The organism is Stenotrophomonas sp. STEN225, from assembly GCF_056756445.1.
Window position 1 is genome coordinate 41,457 of the sequence record NZ_JBRRBV010000020.1, and the last position, 20,854, is coordinate 62,310.

The 20,854-nt window shown below is 66.5% G+C and carries 18 protein-coding genes and 1 pseudogene; 9 read left to right on the forward strand and 10 right to left on the reverse strand.

Annotated features, from left to right (window positions below; translation table 11 throughout):
- Window positions 1–13: 13 nt before the first annotated feature.
- Both betB and betI read right to left on the reverse strand, forming a co-directional pair.
- Complete coding sequence (gene betB / locus ACVOJ1_RS16795) at window positions 14–1,486, reverse strand: betaine-aldehyde dehydrogenase (RefSeq protein ID WP_346480677.1); 1,473 nt, start codon at window positions 1,484–1,486, stop codon at window positions 14–16.
- Window positions 1,487–1,526: 40 nt separating this feature from the next.
- Window positions 1,527–2,117, reverse strand: a complete 591-nt coding sequence (gene betI, locus ACVOJ1_RS16800) for a transcriptional regulator BetI (protein WP_053520388.1) — start codon at window positions 2,115–2,117, stop codon at window positions 1,527–1,529.
- A 169-nt stretch (window positions 2,118–2,286) separates the two neighbouring features.
- Between betI and ACVOJ1_RS16805 the strand changes: the two genes are divergently transcribed.
- Window positions 2,287–3,837 carry a BCCT family transporter gene (locus tag ACVOJ1_RS16805; protein WP_346480678.1) on the forward strand — a complete coding sequence of 517 codons (1,551 nt, stop codon included), beginning with the start codon at window positions 2,287–2,289 and terminating at the stop codon, window positions 3,835–3,837.
- A gap of 21 nt (window positions 3,838–3,858) precedes the next feature.
- On the opposite strand, the gene ACVOJ1_RS16810 is transcribed toward ACVOJ1_RS16805, so the two are convergent.
- The 4 genes from ACVOJ1_RS16810 to ACVOJ1_RS16825 all read right to left on the reverse strand — a co-directional run bounded on the left by ACVOJ1_RS16810 (window position 3,859) and on the right by ACVOJ1_RS16825 (window position 9,001).
- A complete protein-coding gene (locus tag ACVOJ1_RS16810; protein ID WP_065175621.1) occupies window positions 3,859–4,491 on the reverse strand; it encodes an ATPase in 633 nt (210 codons plus the stop codon).
- Window positions 4,491–4,865, reverse strand: coding sequence for a type II toxin-antitoxin system Phd/YefM family antitoxin (locus ACVOJ1_RS16815; RefSeq protein ID WP_346480679.1), 375 nt, complete (start codon window positions 4,863–4,865; stop codon window positions 4,491–4,493). Before ACVOJ1_RS16815 ends, ACVOJ1_RS16810 begins: the two co-directional genes overlap by 1 nt.
- A 307-nt stretch (window positions 4,866–5,172) precedes the next feature.
- Window positions 5,173–7,926 (reverse strand): aconitate hydratase AcnA, encoded by a 2,754-nt coding sequence (gene acnA / locus ACVOJ1_RS16820; RefSeq protein WP_053519986.1) that lies wholly within the window; start codon window positions 7,924–7,926, stop codon window positions 5,173–5,175.
- A 172-nt stretch (window positions 7,927–8,098) separates the two neighbouring features.
- The gene (locus ACVOJ1_RS16825; RefSeq protein ID WP_053519987.1) at window positions 8,099–9,001 is read right to left on the reverse strand and encodes a LysR family transcriptional regulator; all 903 of its coding nucleotides are present in this window, start codon (window positions 8,999–9,001) and stop codon (window positions 8,099–8,101) included.
- 109 nt (window positions 9,002–9,110) lie between these two features.
- Here ACVOJ1_RS16825 and ACVOJ1_RS16830 point away from each other — a divergent pair, with 109 nt between their 5' ends.
- From ACVOJ1_RS16830 to acnB, 8 genes are all read left to right on the forward strand, one after another.
- Complete coding sequence (locus ACVOJ1_RS16830) at window positions 9,111–10,232, forward strand: 4-oxalomesaconate tautomerase (RefSeq protein ID WP_164152603.1); 1,122 nt, start codon at window positions 9,111–9,113, stop codon at window positions 10,230–10,232.
- Between the two features lie 77 nt (window positions 10,233–10,309).
- Window positions 10,310–11,365: an ABC transporter substrate-binding protein gene (locus tag ACVOJ1_RS16835; RefSeq protein ID WP_340044782.1), complete on the forward strand. Its 1,056-nt coding sequence runs from the start codon at window positions 10,310–10,312 to the stop codon at window positions 11,363–11,365.
- Window positions 11,366–11,378: 13 nt separating this feature from the next.
- The gene (locus ACVOJ1_RS16840) at window positions 11,379–12,212 is read left to right on the forward strand and encodes an ABC transporter ATP-binding protein (protein WP_164152601.1); all 834 of its coding nucleotides are present in this window, start codon (window positions 11,379–11,381) and stop codon (window positions 12,210–12,212) included.
- Window positions 12,196–12,972, forward strand: coding sequence for an ABC transporter permease (locus ACVOJ1_RS16845; protein WP_053519990.1), 777 nt, complete (start codon window positions 12,196–12,198; stop codon window positions 12,970–12,972). Before ACVOJ1_RS16840 ends, ACVOJ1_RS16845 begins: the two co-directional genes overlap by 17 nt.
- Before the next feature lie 113 nt (window positions 12,973–13,085).
- Window positions 13,086–14,522: an OprO/OprP family phosphate-selective porin gene (locus ACVOJ1_RS16850; protein ID WP_346480680.1), complete on the forward strand. Its 1,437-nt coding sequence runs from the start codon at window positions 13,086–13,088 to the stop codon at window positions 14,520–14,522.
- A gap of 122 nt (window positions 14,523–14,644) precedes the next feature.
- Window positions 14,645–14,869, forward strand: a complete 225-nt coding sequence (locus ACVOJ1_RS16855; RefSeq protein WP_053519992.1) for an AbrB/MazE/SpoVT family DNA-binding domain-containing protein — start codon at window positions 14,645–14,647, stop codon at window positions 14,867–14,869.
- Window positions 14,870–14,875: 6 nt separating this feature from the next.
- Window positions 14,876–15,274 carry a type II toxin-antitoxin system VapC family toxin gene (locus tag ACVOJ1_RS16860; RefSeq protein WP_346480681.1) on the forward strand — a complete coding sequence of 133 codons (399 nt, stop codon included), beginning with the start codon at window positions 14,876–14,878 and terminating at the stop codon, window positions 15,272–15,274.
- A gap of 51 nt (window positions 15,275–15,325) precedes the next feature.
- Window positions 15,326–17,917 (forward strand): bifunctional aconitate hydratase 2/2-methylisocitrate dehydratase, encoded by a 2,592-nt coding sequence (acnB, locus tag ACVOJ1_RS16865; RefSeq protein WP_053519994.1) that lies wholly within the window; start codon window positions 15,326–15,328, stop codon window positions 17,915–17,917.
- Window positions 17,918–17,986: 69 nt separating this feature from the next.
- Here the strand turns inward: acnB and ACVOJ1_RS16870 are convergent, their stop codons facing one another.
- The 4 genes and pseudogenes from ACVOJ1_RS16870 to ACVOJ1_RS16885 all read right to left on the reverse strand — a co-directional run.
- Window positions 17,987–19,063, reverse strand: a complete 1,077-nt coding sequence (locus ACVOJ1_RS16870) for a protein-glutamate methylesterase/protein-glutamine glutaminase (RefSeq protein ID WP_346480682.1) — start codon at window positions 19,061–19,063, stop codon at window positions 17,987–17,989.
- Window positions 19,060–19,656 (reverse strand): chemoreceptor glutamine deamidase CheD, encoded by a 597-nt coding sequence (gene cheD / locus ACVOJ1_RS16875; protein WP_053519995.1) that lies wholly within the window; start codon window positions 19,654–19,656, stop codon window positions 19,060–19,062. The genes ACVOJ1_RS16870 and cheD overlap by 4 nt, the downstream gene beginning before the upstream one ends.
- Window positions 19,653–20,522 carry a CheR family methyltransferase gene (locus tag ACVOJ1_RS16880; protein WP_053519996.1) on the reverse strand — a complete coding sequence of 290 codons (870 nt, stop codon included), beginning with the start codon at window positions 20,520–20,522 and terminating at the stop codon, window positions 19,653–19,655. Before ACVOJ1_RS16880 ends, cheD begins: the two co-directional genes overlap by 4 nt.
- Before the next feature lie 34 nt (window positions 20,523–20,556).
- Window positions 20,557–20,854: pseudogene (locus ACVOJ1_RS16885) on the reverse strand (methyl-accepting chemotaxis protein); the annotation flags it as partial.

Below are 20,854 nucleotides of genomic sequence, written 5' to 3' on the forward strand. Positions count from 1 at the left end.
CGAGGGGCGCGGCTCAGAACACGCTGGCGTAGTCGCCCAGTTCGACCTGCACCGACTTGATGCGGGTGTAGTGGCCCAGGGTCGAGAGGCCGTTCTCGCGGCCGACACCGGACTCCTTGTAGCCACCCACCGGCATTTCGGCTGGCGATTCGCCCCAGGTGTTGATCCAGCAGATGCCGGCTTCCAGGCGATGGATGATGCGGTGGGCGCGGCTGATGTCCTTGCTGACCACGCCGGCGGCGAGGCCGAAGGTGGTGTCGTTGGCGCGGCGGACCACTTCATCTTCGCTGTCATAGGCAAGGATGCTCATGACCGGCCCGAAGATTTCTTCCTTGACGATGGTCATGTCGTCGCGGCAGTCGGAGAACACGGTCGGCAGCACATAGGCGCCCTGGGCCAGCGTGCCGTCGGTGGCACGGCCGCCGCCGATCAGCAGGCGCGCGCCTTCGGTCTTGCCGCTTTCGATGTAGCGCAGCACGTTCTCCATGTGCGGGAAGCTGGTCAGCGGGCCGAAGTTGGTGCCCGCGGCCATCGGATCGCCGATGCGGATGCGCTTGACGCGCTCGACCACGGCGGCCTCGAACGCGGCCAGCATGCCGCGCGGCACAAACACGCGGGTGCCATTGGTGCACACCTGGCCGGAGCTGAAGAAATTGGCCATCACCGCGATGTCGGCGGCGCGGTCGAGATCGGCGTCATCGCAGATCACCAGCGGCGATTTGCCGCCCAGTTCCATGGTCACTTCCTTCAGCGAGGAGGAGGCGGCTGCAGCCATCACCTTCTTGCCGGTGGCCACGCCGCCGGTGAAGGAGATCTTCTCGATCACCGGATGTTCGGTGAGCCAGTTGCCGATTTCGCGACCGGGGCCCTGCACGACATTGAACACGCCGGCCGGCACGCCGGCTTCGGTGTAGATCTCGGCAAGCCGGAGGGCGGTCAGCGGCGTGACCTCGGACGGCTTGAACACCATCGCATTGCCGGCGGCCAGTGCCGGCGCCGACTTCCACAGGGCGATCTGGATCGGGTAGTTCCAGGCACCGATGCCGGCGACCACGCCCAGCGGTTCACGGCGGGTGTAGAAGAAGCTGGATTCGCGCAGCGGCAGCTGGATGCCTTCGATGGCGGTCGCCAGGCCAGCGTAATACTCCAGCACATCGGCGCCGGTGACGACGTCCACCGTGGTGGTTTCCGCCAGCGCCTTGCCGGTATCGAGCGTTTCCAGGCGGGCCAGTTCGTCATTGCGCTCGCGCAGGATCTCCACGGCGCGGCGCAGGATGCGCGAACGTTCCATGGCGGTCATTGCCGCCCATGCCTTCTGGCCTTCGGTGGCGCTTTCGACGGCGCGTTCGACGTCGGCCTGGCTGGCGACCTGCACCTCGGCGATGACCTCACCGGTGGCGGGGTTGACCGTGGCGAAGGTCTTGCCGCTGGTGGCATCGACCCGGCGGCCATGGATGTAGAGCTGTTGGACGGGCAGGGTGGTCATGGGGCGTACTCCTCGAAAGGGGGCGGGAAGCTGAAAGCGCTTATAGCGCGTCGGCCTGCAACTGGAAGTCGATGTAGCCGTAGGCGATGCGTCGGGCCTTGTCAGCATCGAAGGCGCCGCCGACCAGGCTGCCGCGCAGCCAGAGGCCATCGATCATCGCGGCCAGGCCGCGGGCGGCGAGGCGTGCCTGTGGGCGTGGCAGCACGCGGTTGAACTGGTGGCACAGGTTGGAGAACAGGCGCTGGTCGTTGGCATGCTGCAGGCGCGCCAGTTCCGGCTGGTGCATGCTCGCGGCCCAGAAGGTGAGCCAGACACGCATCGCGGTGCCATTGATCTGGCTGTCATCGAAGTTGCCATCGACGATGGCGCGCAGCTGGTCGCGGGGATCGTCGCCGACCCCGGCCCGGCAGCGGGCGACCGCGTCCCGCAGTTCGCGCAGGATCTGCCGCATCGCAGCGTTGAGCAGGCCGTCCTTGTCGCCGAAGTAATGGGCGACGATGCCGCTGGACAGCCCGGCCTTCCTGGCGATGGTGGCGACGGTGGCATCGGCCATGCCCATTTCGTCGATGGTCTGGAAAGTGGCCCGGATCAACTGTTCGCGACGGACCGGCTCCACGCCCTTCTTCGGCATTGTCTCTCCACGGATTGCGACCCGAGGCATCGGGTTGGCCATCATTATGCTTTTTATTGATTGAACGTTCAATCAATAAACCCTAGGATGCGCTCGCGCCCCACGCCATGGGCCCGGTTTCCCGGTCCGGCCCCGCCCATGTGCTCCTTCGGACTGATGAGACGATCCCATGTCTTCCCAGGCTCATCCCAAGCGTTCGCCCCTGCGCTTGAACCGCTTTGTCTTCCTCAGCTCCTCGGTGTCGATCGGCATTCTCGGGCTGCTCACCGTCCTCTATCCCGATGCCAGCGAGCACTGGCTGCAATGGGCGCAGGCCGAGATCTCGGCTGCGTTCGGCGCGTGGTACATGCTGCTGGTCGTGCTGTGCCTGGGATTCGTACTGTGGCTGGCGTTCTCGCCCTATGGCCGTATCCGCCTGGGCCACAACGAGGAATCGCCCGCCTTCGGCTACGTCGCGTGGGTGTCGATGCTGTTCTCGGCGGGTATCGGTATCGCACTGCTGTACTACGGCGCCTATGAGCCGCTGGACCATTTCCTCAATCCGCCGGGCCAGCCGGGCGGCACGGTGGCGGCCGGGCGCGAGGCGATGGTGCTGACCTTCCTGCACTGGGGCCTGCATGGCTGGGCGCTGTACGCGCTGGTCGGGGTGGCGCTGGGCTATTTCGCCTATCGCCGCAACCTGCCGCTGGCATTGCGCTCGGCGCTGTATCCGATCTTCGGTGAGCGCATTCATGGCCGCATCGGCGACATGGTCGATGGCTTCGGCATTCTCGCCACGCTGATCTCCATGGTCACCAATCTCGGCATCGGTGCGCTGGTGCTGCAGTCCGGCCTGGTCTATCTGTTCCACATCCCGGACACACCGCAGGTGCTGGTCGCGATCGTGCTGGTGATGATGGTGGTGGCCACCATCGGCGTAGTGGCGGGGGTCGAGAAGGGCATCGCCTGGCTGTCCAACCTCAACGTGCGCCTGTTGTGCGCGCTGTTGTTGTTCGTGCTGGTTACCGGCCCGACCCTGCATCTGTTCGATGGCCTGGTGCAGAACACGGGCGACTATCTCGGCGCATTCGTGCGCAAGAGCTTCGACATGTATCTCAACGATCCGCAGGGCCGCGCCTGGATGGGTTCCTGGACGCTGTTCTACTGGGCGTGGTGGATCGCCTGGGCGCCGTTCGTGGGCCTGTTCGTGGCACGCATCTCGCGCGGCCGCACCATCCGCGAGGTAGTGATGGGCGTGCTGTTGATACCGCTCGGCTTCACGCTGGCGTGGCTGTCGATCTTCGGCAACACCGCCATCGACCTGGTGCTCAACCATGGCCAGGCGGTGCTGGGGCAGGTGGCGCAGCACGATGCAGCGATGACCCTGTTCAAGCTGCTGGAGTACCTGCCCGGCGCACCCTATGTAGCCGGTGCCGCAGTGGTGATCGGTTTCGTACTGTTCCTGACCCCGGTCGATTCGGGCACGCTGATGATCGCCAACCTGTGCACCCGCCGTGTCGACGACGGGGTGGAGGATGGTCACGATGCGCCGATCTGGCTGCGCGTGTTCTGGGCGGTGGGCATCACCGTGGCCAGCATCGGCCTGCTGCTGGCGGGCAACTTCAGCGCGATGCAGACGGCCGTGGTCCTGTGCGGTCTACCGTTCTCGTTCACCCTGGCGTTCTACATGCTGGGCCTGCTGCGCGCATTGCGCACCGATCCGGACGCGCCGCGGCGCTGAGCGCACTGCCGGCCCTTGGCATTACAGGCGCAGGGCGGCTTCCAGCAGAGCTGTCGCCCATGGGGGCGTGCGCTGCAGCTGCTGCAGGTCATCGGCGGCCGGCCATTGCAGGTGGCCGTCCTCCATCTGCAGCAGCAGCTGTGGATCGGGCACGGCCTCGCCCGGCGCGGCGTCGGCGCTGTTGTCGTAGACCTGCAGCTGCGCCAGCACCGGCATCAGCCCGATCAGGTTCTGCTGCGCCAGCGGCCAGCGGCGGCGGATGTCGACTTCGGAAATGGGGTGGCCACCGGCCTGCACCCGTGCGCGTACCCGGGCGATGTGCTGCTCCGGGCTGGACAGTCCACAGAACCACATCAGCACGTCATGGGTGCGGCTGGCCTCACGCAGCAGTGCGGTGATGGAGTTGCCCCCCAGCGTGGTCTCGAAGGCATGGTTGCGGGCGTGATCCAGGGCGTCGCGGATACGGTTGACACCCTCCTGCCAGGCTTCGGCATTGGCCTCCATGGCGTCCAGGCCGGCCCGCTCGCGCAGCCCGCGGGCGAACGTATCGGGGTTGAACCATTCCAGGCCGGCTTCGCGCAGCACGTGGCCACCCACCGAACTCTTGCCGGCGCCATTGACGCCGGCAAGCACATACAGGAACGGGCGTGGCATCAGTGGCCCGTGCCCGCCTTGACCTGGCCCTTCAGGCGGGCAGGGCGACGCAGCAGCGCGCGTGCAGCATCACCGGCCTGGGCGTGCTGCATCACCGCCAGGCGCTGGTCGAAGCCGGCACGCAGATCCGCCAGGGCCGGGTCCTGCCCACGCAGTTCCTCCAGCGAGCTTTCCAGCGCTTCGACCTTGGCCTGCAGCGCGCGGTACTGCTCGATGGAAACGATCACCGCCTGCGGTTCGTTGTGATTGGTGACCACGACCATGTGCTGGTCGCGCACTTCCTGCATGACCTTGCGCCAATGTTCCTTCACCGACGAGGCGGTGGTGTGGGTCAGCTCGTTGATCGGGTCGAAGCGGACGGGGGCGTGCAGCATGGCGGTGCTCCAGGGGACCTGTGCGATCACCTTACGCCTGTTTCATGCAAATTGCATGAATGGTGAAAAATATCAAAAATATGATTCATGGGCGATTCGGCCCCGGCGGTAACGCCGGGGCCGGGTTTCCGCCCGCCGGATGCCGCGCGCCGGGTCAGCGGGCAGCCAGCTGACGCAGCACGTACTGCAGCAGGCCGCCGTGGTGGGCGAGGAGGCGCGGTTGCGAACCACCGGTTCGCGCGCCTCCGCAGCGCCCCGGCGGTGACGCCGGGGCCGGGCTTCCGCCCGCCGGATGCCGCCCGCCGGGTCAGCGGGCAGCCAGCTGACGCAGCACGTACTGCAGCAGGCCGCCGTGGCGGAAGTATTCCACTTCCTTCGGTGTCAGCAGCATCACCGACACCTCGAAGCGCTTCTGCGTGCCATCGGCCCGGGTCGCGGTGACCGTGGCGCGCTTGCTCGCACCGTCCTCCAGGCCGGTGATGTCGATGACTTCCGAGCCATCCAGCCCCAGCGACTGCGCGTTCTCACCATTGCGGAACTGCAGCGGCAGCACGCCCATGCCGACCAGGTTGGAGCGGTGGATGCGCTCGAAGCTCTCGGCGATGACCGCCTTCACGCCCAGCAGCAGGGTGCCCTTGGCGGCCCAGTCGCGCGACGAACCGGTGCCGTACTCCTTCCCGGCCAGCACGACCAGCGGCACCTTGTCGGCCTTGTACTTCATCGCCGCGTCGTAGATCGCCAGCTTCTCCGGCTGACCACCGCCGGCCGGGTAGTACAGGGTGTTGCCACCCTCCTCGCCGCCGAACATCAGGTTCTTGATGCGGATGTTGGCGAAGGTGCCGCGGACCATCACGTCATCATTGCCGCGGCGGCTGCCGTAGCTGTTGAAGTCGGCGGGCTGCACGCCCCGGGCCTGCAGGTAACGCCCCGCGGGCGAATCCTTCTTGATGTTGCCGGCCGGCGAGATATGGTCGGTGGTGATCGAGTCGCCGAACAGACCCATCACACGCGCGCCATGCACGTCGTCGATGCTGCCGGTCTGCATGGTCATGCCATCGAAGTACGGTGGGTTCTTGATGTAGGTGGAGTCATCGCTCCACTCGTACAGATTGCCGTCCGGCGAGGCGATGGTGTTCCAGCGCGTATCGCCCTTGAACACGTCGGCGTAGTTCTGCTTGAACATCTCTGGGCCGATGGTGGCGGCGATGACATCGCCGATTTCCTTGTTGCTCGGCCAGATGTCGCGCAGGTAGACCGGCTGGCCGTCGCTGCCGGTGCCCAGCGGCTGGGTGGTCAGATCGATGTCGGTGGTGCCGGCGATGGCGTAGGCGACCACCAGTGGCGGGCTGGCCAGGTAGTTCATCTTCACTTCGGGATGCACGCGGCCTTCGAAATTACGGTTGCCCGACAGCACGGAGGTCACCACCAGGTCACCGGCGGCGATGCCGGCACTGACCTCGGTCGGCAGCGGGCCGGAGTTGCCGATGCAGGTGGTGCAGCCGTAGCCGACCACGTAGAAGCCGATCTTCTCCAGCTCCTTCAGCACCCCGGCCTTTTCCAGATAGTCGGTGACCACGCGCGAGCCTGGGCCCAGCGAAGTCTTCACCCAGGGCTTGCGATCCAGGCCCTTGGCCGCCGCGTTGCGCGCCAGCAGGCCGGCACCGATCATCACCGCCGGGTTGGACGTGTTGGTACAGGAGGTGATCGCGGCGATGACCACCGCGCCATCCTTCAGGCGGACCTTCCGGCCTTCGATCTCGATGTCGGCGAAGCCCTTGGCCAGCTGTTCGTTGCCGACCGCTGTGCCGCCGCCCTCGTTGAGGAAGGAGGCCACATCGTCGCTGCGCTTGTCACGGTTGCTGGTCAGGCCGACGAGGGCTTCGCGGTAGTTCTTCTGCACGTCTTCCAGCAGCACGCGGTCCTGCGGGCGCTTCGGTCCGGCCAGTGACGGCTTCACCGTGCCCATGTCCAGCTCCAGCGTGGTGCTGTACTGGGCATGGGGGCTGTCCGGTTCGTGCCACAGGCCCTGCGCCTTGGCGTAGGCCTCGACCAGTTCGATCTGTTCTTCGCTGCGACCGGACAGGCGCAGGTAGTTCAGTGATTCGGCGTCGATCGGGAAGATGCCGCAGGTGGCGCCGTATTCCGGTGCCATGTTGCCGATCGTGGCGCGGTCGGCCAGTGGCAGGTGCTGCAGGCCATCGCCATAGAATTCGACGAACTTGCCGACCACGCCCAGCTTGCGCAGCATCTGGGTGACGGTCAGCACCAGGTCGGTGGCGGTGGCGCCCTCAGGCAGCCGGCCGGTGAGCTTGAAGCCGACCACCTGCGGGATCAGCATCGACGACGGCTGGCCCAGCATGGCCGCTTCGGCTTCGATGCCGCCCACGCCCCAGCCAAGCACGCCGATGCCGTTGATCATCGTGGTGTGGCTGTCGGTACCGAACACGGTGTCCGGGTAGGCCACGGCCCTGCCATCCTTGTCCGCGGTCATCACCACGCGGGCCAGGTTCTCCAGGTTCACCTGGTGGACGATGCCGGTGTTGGGCGGCACCACCTTGAAGTTGTCGAACGCCTTCTGGCCCCAGCGCAGGAACCCGTAGCGTTCCTGGTTGCGCTGGAATTCGATCTTGCCATTGAGATCGAGCGCGTCCGGCTTGCCGAACACATCGACCTGTACCGAATGGTCGATCACCAGTTCCGAAGGGATCTGCGGGTTGATCTGTTCCGGCTTGCCGCCCAGCTTGACCACCGCATCGCGCATGGCGGCCAGATCGACGACACACGGTACGCCGGTGAAGTCCTGCAGGACCACGCGCGCGGGCATGAAGGCGATTTCGGTGTCCGGCTCGGCCGCCGGGCTCCAGCGGGCAACGGCCTCGATGTGCTCCTTGCCGACGGTGACGCCGCCGTCTTCGTGCCGGAGCAGATTCTCCAGCAGGATCTTCATCGAGTAGGGAAGGTGGGAGATGTCGAAGCGCTGGCCCAGTGTGGGCAGGCTGAAGTAGTCGTAGGTCTTGCCGCCGACGTCCAGCTGGCTGCGGGTGGAGAACGAATCGCTCATGCGGGATGACTCCTTCTTGCGGATGGCTTGCAGTGGCCCGTGCATGGACGGACCTGCTTGCGTATGCCGGGGCTCTCCGCCACCGGATCCCCGCCAGTATGGCGGAGCCGGCGCGGCCGGGAACGTCCTCGGCGCAGGACGCAAGGTTACATGGCTGTATGTAGTGCCGATGTCACGGCTTGCCCCGCCACTGGCTCATCAGCATCTGCAGGAAGCGTTCGGCCGTGGGCGAGAGCAGGGCACCACGGCGGCGCACGATGCCGATGGTGCGCGAGACCACCGGATTGCCGATCGGCCGGGTCACCAGGATGGGATGGTCGCCGTCCGGGGTAGCCATCTTCGGCAGCACCGACACGCCGATCCCGGCCTCGACCATGCCCAGGGAGGTGGACAGGTGGGTCACTTCGTAATGCCAGCTCAGCTTCAGGTTCTCACGGGCGAGGGCGCCATCGAGCAGGGTCCGGTTGCCACTGGTGCGATGCACGGTGATCAGCTGGTGCTGGGCAAGATCGGCCCATTCCACGCGGCGCTTGCGGGCCAGCGGATGATCGCGGCGGCAGGCCAGCACGAACGGGTCCTCGGCCAGTACATCGAAATCCAGGTTGGGATCGTTGGCACCCATGAAATTGATGCCGAACTCCACTTCGCCGCGTTCCACTGCCTGCAACCCCTCGGTGGCGGGAATGTCGAGGATGCGGAAGCGGACGTGCGGATGCGCGTCGTGGAAGCGTGCCATGACACTGGGCAGGAAGTAGAACGCCGCGGTGGGCAGGCAGGCGATGGTGACCGTGGCGCCGCGCGTGTCGTCGTGCCCGCGCAGCGAGAACAGCGAACCATCGAATTCCTCCAGCATGCGCCGTACCAGCGGCAGCAGGTTCTCGCCGACCGCGGTAGTGCTGACGCTGCGGGTGGTGCGTTCGAGCAGCGGTGAGCCGACGGCCTGCTCCAGCTTCTGGATCCGGCGGCTGAGCGCGGGCTGCGAGACGTGCAGGGTTTCAGCGGCGCGATGGAAGCTGCGCGTCTCGGCGACGAGCAGGAACGCGCGCAGATCGAGGATTTCGCAATTGATGCTCATACGGTATCAATCATCCAAAAATCAGCAATTCACAGATCAATCCGGCTCATGCCAGTATCGAATCACAGAAGGGTCATTCATCCCCTATACGCATCAATCTAGCACACGTATGTCGAACGATCTGCTCAGTATCCCCTGCGTCCTCATGCGTGGCGGCACGTCCAAGGGGCCGTTCTTCCTGGCCTCGGACCTGCCGGCCGACGCCGGCCTGCGTGACCAGCTGCTGCTGGAGGTGATGGGCTCGGGCCATCCGCTGCAGATCGATGGCATCGGCGGTGGCAATGCGCTGACCAGCAAGGTGGCGATCGTCAGCCCCGCCAGCCGCGCCGATGCCGATGTCGACTATCTGTTCGCGCAGGTCCGGGTCGAGCAGCGGGTGGTGGATACCACCCCCAACTGCGGCAACATGCTGGCGGCGGTCGGTCCCTTCGCGATCGAACGCGGACTGGTTCCTGCGCGCCACCCGCGCACCGAAGTGCGCATCCACAACGTCAACACCGGCAAGTTGATCGTGGCCACGGTGGAAACCCCGAACGGCCAGGTGGCCTACCGGGGCGACACGCGTATCGCGGGCGCGCCTGGCGCTGCCGCGCCGGTCCGCCTGGCCTTTCTCGATGCGGCCGGTGCACGTACCGGCCGGCTGCTGCCCAGTGGGCGGCCGCAGGATATGATCGACGGCATCGCCGTCAGCCTGGTGGATTGCGCGATGCCGATGATGATGGTGCGCGCGGCCGATATGGGTGTCCGCGGTGACGCCTCGCCGGCGGAACTGAACGCGGATCATGCGCTGCTGGCGCGGTTGGAAGCGATGCGCATCGAGGCGGGTACGCGCATGGGCATCGCCGACGCGGGCAGCAAGGTGATTCCCAAGCCAGTGCTGCTTTCCGCACCGCAGCAGGGCGGCGACCTGCAGGTGCGCTACTTCATGCCCCACCAATGCCACACCGCGCTTGCCATCACCGGCGCGGTCGGTCTGGCCACCGCCGCAGTCACGCCCGGCACCCTGGCCAACACTTTCGTCGGATGCCTGCCGATGCCGGGCAGCATTACCCTCGAACATCCGAGCGGCCTGCTGGAAGTGGGCCTGAGCCGCAGCTCGGACGATGCGCCGGTCGTTGCCAGCGTGGTCCGTACCGCGCGCCGCCTGTTCGAAGGGCGCGTGTTCGCGACTTCGCCTGCCACTGCCGAAACCCATTCCACCGAAGCCCGCCAATGGACCTCAGCGGCATGACCTGAAACCGGTCGGGGTCGCGCAGATGCGCGTGGCCAGGCCACTACAACGCAGATGCTTCACTCCTGGGAGGGATGATGTACAAGCAGTTCTTCATGGCCGCGCTGTGCGCGGCGAGCCTGGCCGTGTCCGGTTGCGGCAAAGACGATGCCAGCGGGGCCTCGGCGCCCGGCGGCGACGATGCGCCGGTGCGGATCAGCGTCGGTTCCTACAACCTCAACAACCTGCCGTTCTTCATCGCCGACGCCAAGGGCTACTTCAAGGACGTCGGCCTGCAGGTGAAGACCGAGAACTTCGCGCAGGGCGGCTCCAAGGTGCTGCAGGCCCTGGTCGCCAATTCGACCGACGTGGCGGTCGGCTTCTACGACCACACCATCCAGATGCAGGCCAAGCACAAGGACGTGGTCGGCTTCGTGCTGCTGTCGCGCAATTCGGGCCTGGTGATGGCCGGCCGCGAGGATGCCAGCTTCGATCCGGCGCGCCCGCAGTCCATCAAGGGCCAGAAGATCGGCATTACCGCCCCGGGTTCGTCATCGGACTTCTTCGTGCGCCACTTCCTGGCCCAGCACGACATCCCGGTGGACAGCATCTCGCTGATCGGCGTGGGTTCTGGTGCGGCGGCGGTGGCGGCGCTCGAGCAGGGCAAGATCGACCTGCTGGTCAACTACGATCCGGCCGCGACCCTGATCACCGAGCGCAAGGTCGGCAGGATCATCATTGATGCGCGCAGCGACGAGGGGGCACGCCAGGTGTACGGCGGTCTCTATCCCACCTCGGTGATGTACGCCAACCGCAGCTTCCTGGAGGCACGTCCCGAAGCAGCCGAGAAGATCGCCCGCGCCGAGCAGATGGCATTGAAGTTCATCGCCGACAACAGTGCCGAGGACATCGTCGCTGCGCTGCCGGACAGCTACGTCTCCGGCGACCGCGCCACCTACGCGCGCGCCGTGGAGAACGCCCGCGCCATCTTCACCACCGATGGCCACTTCACGCCCGCGGACCTGGAAACGCCGTTGAAGGTGCTGCGCGAGTTCAACAAGGACGTGGCCAACGCGGACATCGACCTGTCCCGGACCTACACCAATGCCTTCGTCGAGCGCGCCAGCGCCGCGACGCAGGCAACCCAACCGTAAGCGGAGATAACCCATGGCCCTCAATGCCACCGTGCGCCAGTTCAATGGCGCGCCGCAGCTGGAGCCCGCACAGACCATGGTCGCCATCAACAAGGTGACCATGTCCTTCGGTGACTTCACCGCCGTGCGCGATGTCGATATCCAGGTCGGTAATGGCGAGTTCCTCGCCATCGTCGGTCCCACCGGGTGCGGCAAGAGCACCATCCTCAATTCCGTGGCGGGCCTGCTCAAGCCCAGCGCCGGTGACGTGAGCATCGACGGACGCGCCGTCAATGGCGTGCAGGCGTCCGTCGGCTACCTGTTCCAGCAGGACGCGCTGCTGCCGTGGAAGACCGCCTTCCAGAACGTGGAACTGGGCCTGAAGTTCCGCGGCGTCGATGAAGCCGAGCGCCGGCAGAAGGTCACCACCTGGTTGGCCAAGGTCGGCTTGACCGGCTTCGAGCACCGCTATCCGCACCAGCTCTCCGGCGGCCAGCGCAAGCGCGTGCAGATGGCACAGGCACTGATCGTGGAGCCCAAGGTGATCCTGATGGACGAGCCGTTCTCGGCATTGGACATCCACACCCGCCATCTGATGCAGAACGAACTGCTGCGCCTGTGGCAGGAAGACCGTCGCTCGGTGATCCTGATCACCCACGACCTGGAAGAGGCCATCGCGCTGGGCGACCGCGTGGTGGTGCTGTCCTCGGGTCCGTCAAGCCGCGTGGTGCGCAGCTTCGATGTGGACCTGGAACGCCCCCGCAACGTTGCCGAGATCAAGCTCGACGAACGTTTTACCGACCTGTACCGCGACATCTGGGCCTGCCTGCGCGGCGAAGTGGAGAAGAGCTATGCACGCCAGGACTGACCGTTTCATCCAGATCGCACTGGTCATCGCCGTGTTCGGTGGCTGGGAGGGCGGCATCGCGCTGGGCTGGATCGACCCGTTCTTCTTCCCCGCGCCCACGGCCATCGCCCAGCAGGCGTGGAACTGGTTGTCGGATACCTCGTTCTACCAGCACGTGTACATCACCCTGACCGAAACCGCGCTGGGCTACCTCATCGGTACCGGGCTGGGCGTTGCAGGCGGTGTGTGGCTGGGCCTGAGCCGGCGCTCGGCGCGCATCCTCGATCCCTTCATCAAGGGCTTCAATGCCATCCCGCGCGTGGTGCTGGCGCCGATCTTCGTGCTGTGGCTGGGCCTGGGGCTGTGGTCGAAGGTGGCACTGGCGGTGACGCTGGTGTTCTTCACCACGTTCTTCAATGCCATGCAGGGCGTGCGCGAAGTGAACCCGGTGGTGCTGGCCAATGCCCGCATTCTCGGTGCCAGCCGCAGTGACCTGCTGCGTCACGTGTACTTCCCGGCGGCGGCGAGCTGGATCCTGTCCTCGCTGCGCACCTCGGTGGGCTTTGCCGTGGTCGGCGCGATCATCGGCGAATATCTGGGTGCCTCGGCGGGCCTGGGTTACCTGATCGCGCAGGCAGAAGGCAACTTCAATGCCGTGGGCGTGTTCGCCGGCATCATCATCCTGGCCGCCTTCGTGCTGGTCATCGATGCACTGCTCGACGTGGTCGAGAACAAGCTCATCACCTGGCGTCCAAACGCCCAGGCCCAGGCCACCAGCTGAGCCTTCCTGGCGCGCCGCTGGAATGATCCGGCGGCGCGCCCTTCCGTAATTCCCCCGCATCATCGCAACGGGCCAGCGCCAGGCCAGGGGGCCGGCTGGCTGGAGAGAACACCATGCATAGCCATCCCGTGCTGCCGCGCGCAGCGCTGACGGTCGCCCTTGGCCTGCTGCTGGCCAGCGGCCATGCCGGAGCACAGTCCGCCACGGCCCCGCCGGCCCCGCTGAGCCAGGCCGAACTCGCCGCGCTGGTGCAGCAGCAGGCGCAGCAGATCCAGCAACTGCAGTCGCGACTGGATGCGCTGGAAGGCGTCGGTACGACCGCCGGCAACGCGGCGGCTGCCCCTCCTGCGCCTGCCCTGGAAACCCGTGTTGCGGCGCTGGAAACCCAGCAGTCCAAGGCGCCGAAGGTGTCGTGGTCGAAGGGCGCGCCGGAATTCAGCAGCGCTGACGGCAACGTGATCTTCCGCCCGCGCGGTCGTCTGTTCGTGGACGGCTCCAGCACCGACGGCTCGTCCAGCAGCGACCGCAACATCTCCGGTACCGAGATCCGTTCGGTGCGCCTGGGCGCGGAGGGCCGCTACGGCACGCTCGGCTGGGTGGTTGAGGGCGACTTCGCTGACAACGAGGTGGCGTGGAAGTCGGTGTATGCCACTGTGGACCACAGGCTGTTCGGCCTGCCTGCCGACCTCACCGTGGGCAACCGCCTCAACGACCGCGGCATCGATGGCTCCAGCAGCACCTCCAACACGCCGTTCCCGGACCGCAACGTGGTGGGCACGCTGATGCTGCCGCAGCGGGGCCTGTTCGGCGTCGGCCTCACCGAGCGCGTGTACGGAAAGGGCTGGCACGCCAGCCTGTCAGTGGCCGGCAACGACCTCAACAATGCCGGTGACAACAACGACAGCCAGACCTGGGCCACCCGCGTCCACTGGAACCCGATCGACAGCAAGGCCGCGACCGTGCATCTGGGAGCGTGGGCGTTCCACGAAGAGATCGCCGCAGGCTCCTCGGGCGTGCTGCGCAGCTCCGCCATTGCCGGCCACTTCAACGATCTGGTCAAGATCACACCGGGCACGCTGGTCGGCACCGATCGCAGCACCGCCTACGGTGTGGAGGCGGCGGGCTTCTTTGGCCAGGGCTGGGCCACGGGCGAGTGGGGTACGCGCAACCTGCGCGGTGCCGATGCCAGCGGCCGTTACGACCTCGATCACCAGGCCTGGGCGATTTCCGCCGGCTGGTTCCTTGGCAGGGCCAGCCCGGCGTACTCGGGCAAGACCGGCACCTGGGGCCGGGTCAAGGTGGCCGATCCGGTCACCCGTGGCGGGCGGGGCGCATGGGAGCTGCGTGCGCGCTACGAGGACGTGGACTACTCGGAACTGCCGACCGGCGGCACCGGACATGCGTGGACGGTGGGTGCCAACTGGTATCTCAACGACTACAGCCGGGTGATGCTCGACGTGATCCGCTGGCAGACCGACAACCCCACCGGTACGGTGCGCGGCAAGGACGAGGGCACGACGGTCAATACCCGGCTGCAGGTTGCGTTCTGAGTGAAGGCATCAAGCTGAACGGACAATGCCGGCCACGTGCCGGCATTGCCGTAAGGGGGGGGCGGCTGGCGGTATGACGCCTTGAGTATGTATAATTCGTACATACCGAAGAGGGCCTACCCATGGAAGCCACTGTCGCCGAACGCGGTCAGATCACCCTGCCCAAGGCTGTGCGTGACGCCCTGGGCCTGACCAAGGGCACCCAGCTCAAGGTCGAACTGGACGGCAGCCGCATCATTCTGCGCAAGAGTGTCGACGACGCGATTTCACGGGCGCGCGGCAAGTTCGCGCTGGACGGCTTTGATTCCGCCGACGCCGCCGTACGCGCGGTGCGCGACGAGGACTAAGCCGTGATGATCGCCGTCGATTCCCCTGTGCTGGTCGAACTGATGAGCAATGGCCCGCAGGCCGACGCCGTCGAGGCCTGCCTGCGGCAGAGCCTGGTCGGCGGCAAGGTGGTGGTGTGCGGGGCGACCTTGGCCGAAGTCTGCGCCAGCCTGCGTGGCGGGGCCGAGGTGCTGGAAGCGCTGGAAGAGATGGGCGTCCACTTCAACGCGCTGGAAGCCAAATCGGCATTGCGCGCCGGCGAGATGCATCGCCGCCACCGCCAGCGTGGTACCCAGCGCCGCAGCCTGGACGACTTCATGGTGGGGGCCCATGCACTGCTGCAGTGCGACGGGCTCATCACCTGGAACGACACGTTTTACCGCGACTACTTCAAGGGCCTGAAGCTGATCGTGCCGCACGCCTGAGCCCGTTGCATTCCTTTCACTGTTCCATAACCGCATTACCCGGGAGTTGTCATGTTGGAAGCCTATCGCCACCACGTAGCCGAGCGCGCCGCGCTTGGCATCCCGCCGCTGCCGCTGACCGCCCAGCAGACGGCAGACGTCATTGAACTGTTGAAGAACCCGCCGGCGGGCGAGGCCGAGTTCCTGCTCGACCTGCTGACCCACCGTGTGCCGGCCGGCGTGGACGACGCCGCCAAGGTCAAGGCCTCGTACCTGGCCGCGATCGCGCTGGGCAGCGAGCAGAATCCGCTGATCAGCCGCGAGCGCGCCACCGAGCTGCTGGGCACCATGCTGGGCGGTTACAACGTGGCCCCGCTGGTGCAGCTGCTGGACGACGCCAGCGTCGGCACCATCGCCGCCGACGGCCTGAAGAACACCCTGCTGGTGTTCGATGCGTTCCACGACGTGCAGGACAAGGCCAAGGCCGGCAATGCCAATGCCCAGGCCGTGCTGCAGAGCTGGGCCGACGCCGAGTGGTTCACCAGCAAGCCGGAAGTGCCGCAGAGCCTGACCATCACCGTGTTCAAGGTGCCGGGCGAAACCAACACTGACGACCTGTCGCCGGCGCCGGATGCCACCACCCGTCCTGACATTCCGATGCACGCCCTGGCGATGCTGAAGAACAAGCGCGATGACGCGCCGTTCACTCCGGAAGAAGACGGCAAGCGCGGTCCGATCCAGCAGATCCTGTCGCTGAAGGAAAAGGGTCACCTGGTGGCCTACGTCGGCGACGTGGTCGGCACCGGCTCTTCGCGCAAGTCGGCGACCAACAGCGTGCTGTGGTGGACCGGCGACGACATCCCCTACATCCCCAACAAGCGCGCCGGTGGCGTGTGCCTGGGCGGCAAGATTGCCCCGATCTTCTACAACACCATGGAAGATGCCGGCGCGCTGCCGATCGAGCTGGATGTCTCGAAGATGGAGCACGGCGACGTTGTCGAGCTGCGTCCGTATGACGGCAAGGCACTGAAGAACGGCGAAGTGATCGCCGAGTTCGAAGTGAAGTCCGAAGTGCTGTTCGACGAAGTGCGTGCCGGCGGCCGCATTCCGCTGATCGTCGGCCGTGGCCTGACCGGCAAGGCGCGCGAAGCGCTGGGCCTGGCCCCGACCACCCTGTTCCGCCTGCCGGTGCAGCCGGCCGACACCGGCAAGGGTTTCTCGCTGGCGCAGAAGATGGTCGGCCGCGCCTGCGGTCTGCCGGAAGGCCAGGGCATGCGCCCGGGTACCTACTGCGAACCGAAGATGACCTCGGTGGGCTCGCAGGACACCACCGGCCCGATGACCCGTGACGAGCTGAAGGATCTGGCCTGCCTGGGCTTCTCGGCCGACCTGGTGATGCAGTCGTTCTGCCACACCGCCGCGTATCCGAAGCCGGTGGACGTGAAGACCCACCACACGCTGCCGGAGTTCATCTCCACCCGCGGTGGCATCTCGCTGCGTCCGGGCGACGGCGTGATCCACAGCTGGCTCAACCGCATGCTGCTGCCGGACACCGTCGGCACCGGCGGCGACTCGCACACCCGCTTCCCGGTGGGCATTTCGTTCCCGGCCGGCTCGGGCCTGGTGGCCTTCGCCGCCGCTACCGGCGTGATGCCGCTGGACATGCCGGAATCGGTGCTGGTGCGCTTCAAGGGCCAGATGCAGCCGGGCGTGACCCTGCGTGACCTGGTCAACGCGATTCCGCTGTACGCGATCAAGTCGGGCCTGCTGACGGTTGCCAAGGCTGGCAAGAAGAACATCTTCTCCGGCCGCATCCTGGAAATCGAAGGCCTGCCGGAGCTGAAGGTCGAGCAGGCGTTCGAGCTCTCCGACGCCTCGGCCGAGCGTTCCGCCGCCGGTTGCTCGGTGCGCCTGAACAAGGAACCGATCATCGAGTACCTGACCAGCAACATCACCCTGCTGAAGTGGATGATTGCCGAGGGTTACCAGGATCCGCGTTCGCTGCAGCGTCGCATCGAGAAGATGGAGGCCTGGCTGGCCAACCCGCAGCTGCTGGAGCCGGACGCCGACGCCGAGTACGCTGCCGTCATCGAGATCGACCTGGCCGACATCCACGAGCCGATCGTGGCCTGCCCGAACGATCCGGACGACGTGAAGACCCTGTCCGAAGTGGCCGGCGCCAAGATCGACGAAGTGTTCATCGGTTCGTGCATGACCAACATCGGCCACTTCCGTGCGGCCGCGAAGCTGCTGGAAGGCAAGCGCGACCTGCCGACCCGTCTGTGGGTGGCCCCGCCGACCAAGATGGACGCTTCCGAGCTGACCAAGGAAGGCGTGTACGGCACCTTCGGTGCGACCGGCGCGCGCATGGAAATGCCGGGCTGCTCGCTGTGCATGGGCAACCAGGCGCAGATCCGCGAAGGCTCCACCGCGATGTCGACCTCGACCCGCAACTTCCCGAACCGTCTGGGCCGCAACACCAACGTGTACCTGGGTTCGGCCGAGCTGGCCGCGATCTGCTCGCGTCTGGGCCGCATCCCGACCAAGGAAGAATACATGGCCGACGTCGGCGTGATCGCCGCCAGCGGCAGCGAGATCTACCGCTACATGAACTTCGACCAGATCGAGGAGTACCAGGACGTGGCCAATACGGTCGCCGCCTGATGCGTTGAAACGAAAACCCCCGGCGAAAGCCGGGGGTTTTTTATTGCAGGGTGGAGCGTGCGTTCGTCGCTACTGCCCGCGGGCGAGGGCGAGCAGGCGCTCGGCGATCCGTTCCAGCGGCACCTGTTCCTCGGCCGCGCCGAGCTTGAACGCGGCACCGGGCATGCCCCAGACCACACTGGTGGCTTCATCCTGCACCAGCGTCGGAGCGCCTGCCTGGCGCATTTCCAGCAGCCCGCGCGCGCCGTCATCGCCCATGCCGGTGAGGATGGCGCCGATGGCATTGCCGCCGGCACTCTGGGCCACCGAACGGAACAGCACATCGACCGCAGGCTTGTGCCGGTTCACGGCGGGGCCGTCATCGACGCGGCAACGCCAGCGCGCACCATCGCGGATGATCCGCAGGTGCCTGCCGCCCGGCGGCAGATAGGCATGGCCGGGCAGCACGGCTTCGCCGTCGCTGGCCTCGCGCACGGCCATCGCCGAATGCCGGTCCAGGCGTTCGGCGAAGGCGCTGCTGAAGCTGGCCGGCAGGTGCTGGGTCATCACCACCGCCGGTGCATCGGCGGGCAGGCCTTCCAGCACCACGCGCAGGGCTTCGGTGCCACCGGCTGACGAACCGATCGCGATCAGGCGGTCGGTGGTGCGGAACTGTGGTGCCACCGGGCGCGATGCCGGTGCCGCATCCAGGGTGAGCTTCGGTGCGGCGGCCCGCACCAGCGGCCGCACCCGCGAGCGTGCGGCCATCTTCACCTTGCCGATGATCTCTTCGGCATAGCCCTGCAGTCCGCGCGCCACATCGAGTTTTGGTTTGGAAACGAAATCCACGGCACCCAGTGCCAGCGCCTGCAGAGTCGTGTCGGCCCCCCGCTCGGTCAGCGAAGAAATCATCACCACCGGCAAGGGATGCAGGCGCATCAGGTTTTCCAGGAAGGCCAGCCCGTCCATGCGCGGCATCTCCACGTCCAGGGTGATCACGTCCGGAGCGAGGCGCTTGATCTTCTCGCGTGCCAGCAGCGGATCGGCGGCGGTGCCGACCACGTCGATGGCCGGATCGCTGGAGAGGATTTCGGTCAGCATCTGCCGCACGACGGCGGAGTCGTCCACAATCAGGACCCGGCAGGGGGCGTTGCCGGTCAGGGTCATTCGAACAGCTCCACGCCACCGGTGACCGGGGCCCTGGACAGACGGGCACGCACTGCCGACTCGGTGGCGGCCACTTCCGCTTCGTGGGCATGTGGCAGGCGCTGCACGACCACGCGCCCGGTATCGGCAAAGAACCAGATCTTGCGTGGATGGATGCCGCACAGATCTTCGGCGATGATCGGAATGTGCTCGGCCTGCAGGTACTGGCGCACGAACTCGGCGTTGCGGGTTCCTACTGGATTGCTGGTGAAACCCTTGAGCACGTTGGCGCCGCCGAACACCTTGGCTTCCAGGCGCTTGCGGTGCGCGCCGCGCTTGAGCATGTCGTTGATGAGAAGCTCCATCGCATAGCTGCCGTAGCGTGCAGGCGCGCCGTCACCGGCATTGCCTTCCGGCAGCAGGAAATGGTTCATGCCGCCTATCTTCAGCACCGGATCGCGCAGACACGCAGCCACGCAGGAGCCCAGCGTGGTGGTCAGCGCAGTGGTGTCGTCGACCACCAGGTACTGGGTCGGCAACAGCTTGGCGGCGAGGGTCTGGAAGCGCGCGTCCTGGTAGCGCATCACCTCGTCGGTGCGCAGCGAGGCGTTCATGCCCCGGCCCCCTGCGCGCGGCGGTACAGGGTGCGGCCACAGGGCTGGATCAGATCGGCCGCGTGCAGGTAGTTCTCCGAGTGGCCGGTGTAGAGCAGTCCGTCATCGGTGAGATGCTGCACCAGCCGGCCAAGGATGGCGCGTTGGGTCGGCTTGTCGAAATAGATCATCACGTTGCGGCAGAACAGCGCATCGAACGGGCCGCCAACGTCGTAGCGCGGGGCAAGAAGATTCAGCGGGCGGAACTCGATCAGTTCGCGCAGTGCGGGCAGCACCCGGCACTGGCCCTCGTTGGGGCCACTGCCACGCTGGAAATACCGTCGGCGGAGCTCCGGATCGAGGCTGGCGACGCGGTCGATGGCGTACACGCCACGGCCTGCGGTGGCCAGGACCTGTGTGTCGACATCGGTGGCGATGATGCGGACCGGCGGCTTCAGGCTGCCGAACGCCTCGCACGCGGTGATCGCCATGGAGTAGGGTTCCTCACCGGTGGACGCGGCGCAGGACCACAGCAGCAGCGGGGCGTGGCCGGAGCGCTGCCGCAGTTCCTCGCGCAGCTTGTCGAAATGGTGGGGCTCACGGAAAAAGGAGGTGAGGTTGGTGGTCAGGGCGTTGGTGAACGCCTGCCATTCGTCACCGCCCTCCTGTTCCAAATGGTCGAGATACTGCTGGAAGCTGCGCATGCCGAGTGTGCGCAGGCGACGCGACAGGCGGCCATAGACCATGTCGCGCTTGGCGGGCGCGAGGGCGATGCCCACCCGCTGGTAGATCAGGTCGCAGACACGGCGGAAATCGCGGTCGGCGAACTCGAACTCGCGCGGACCGGTGACGATGGGGCTGGGACTATGCACGGGGGACGTGTCCATCGGCGTGGGCGGTGGCCGCAGCCACCGCGGGTTCTCAGAATTCCTGCCAGTCGCTGGCGACGACGGGGGGAGTGTGGGCGCGGCGGACCGGCGCGGCCGGCGCATGCGCGCGTGCCGTGTTGGCGGTCACCGTTGGTTCCACCCGTGCGGCCACCGCCTTCACTGCGGCGGCCACTTGGTTGTCGAGGCGGAAGATCGCCACGGCATCGGCCAGCTGCGCGGCCTGTTCCTCCATCGCCCGTGCAGCGGCGGTGGCTTCCTCCACCAGCGCGGCGTTCTGCTGGGTGGTCTCGTCCATCTGCACCACGGTCTGGTTGACCTGCTCGATGCCG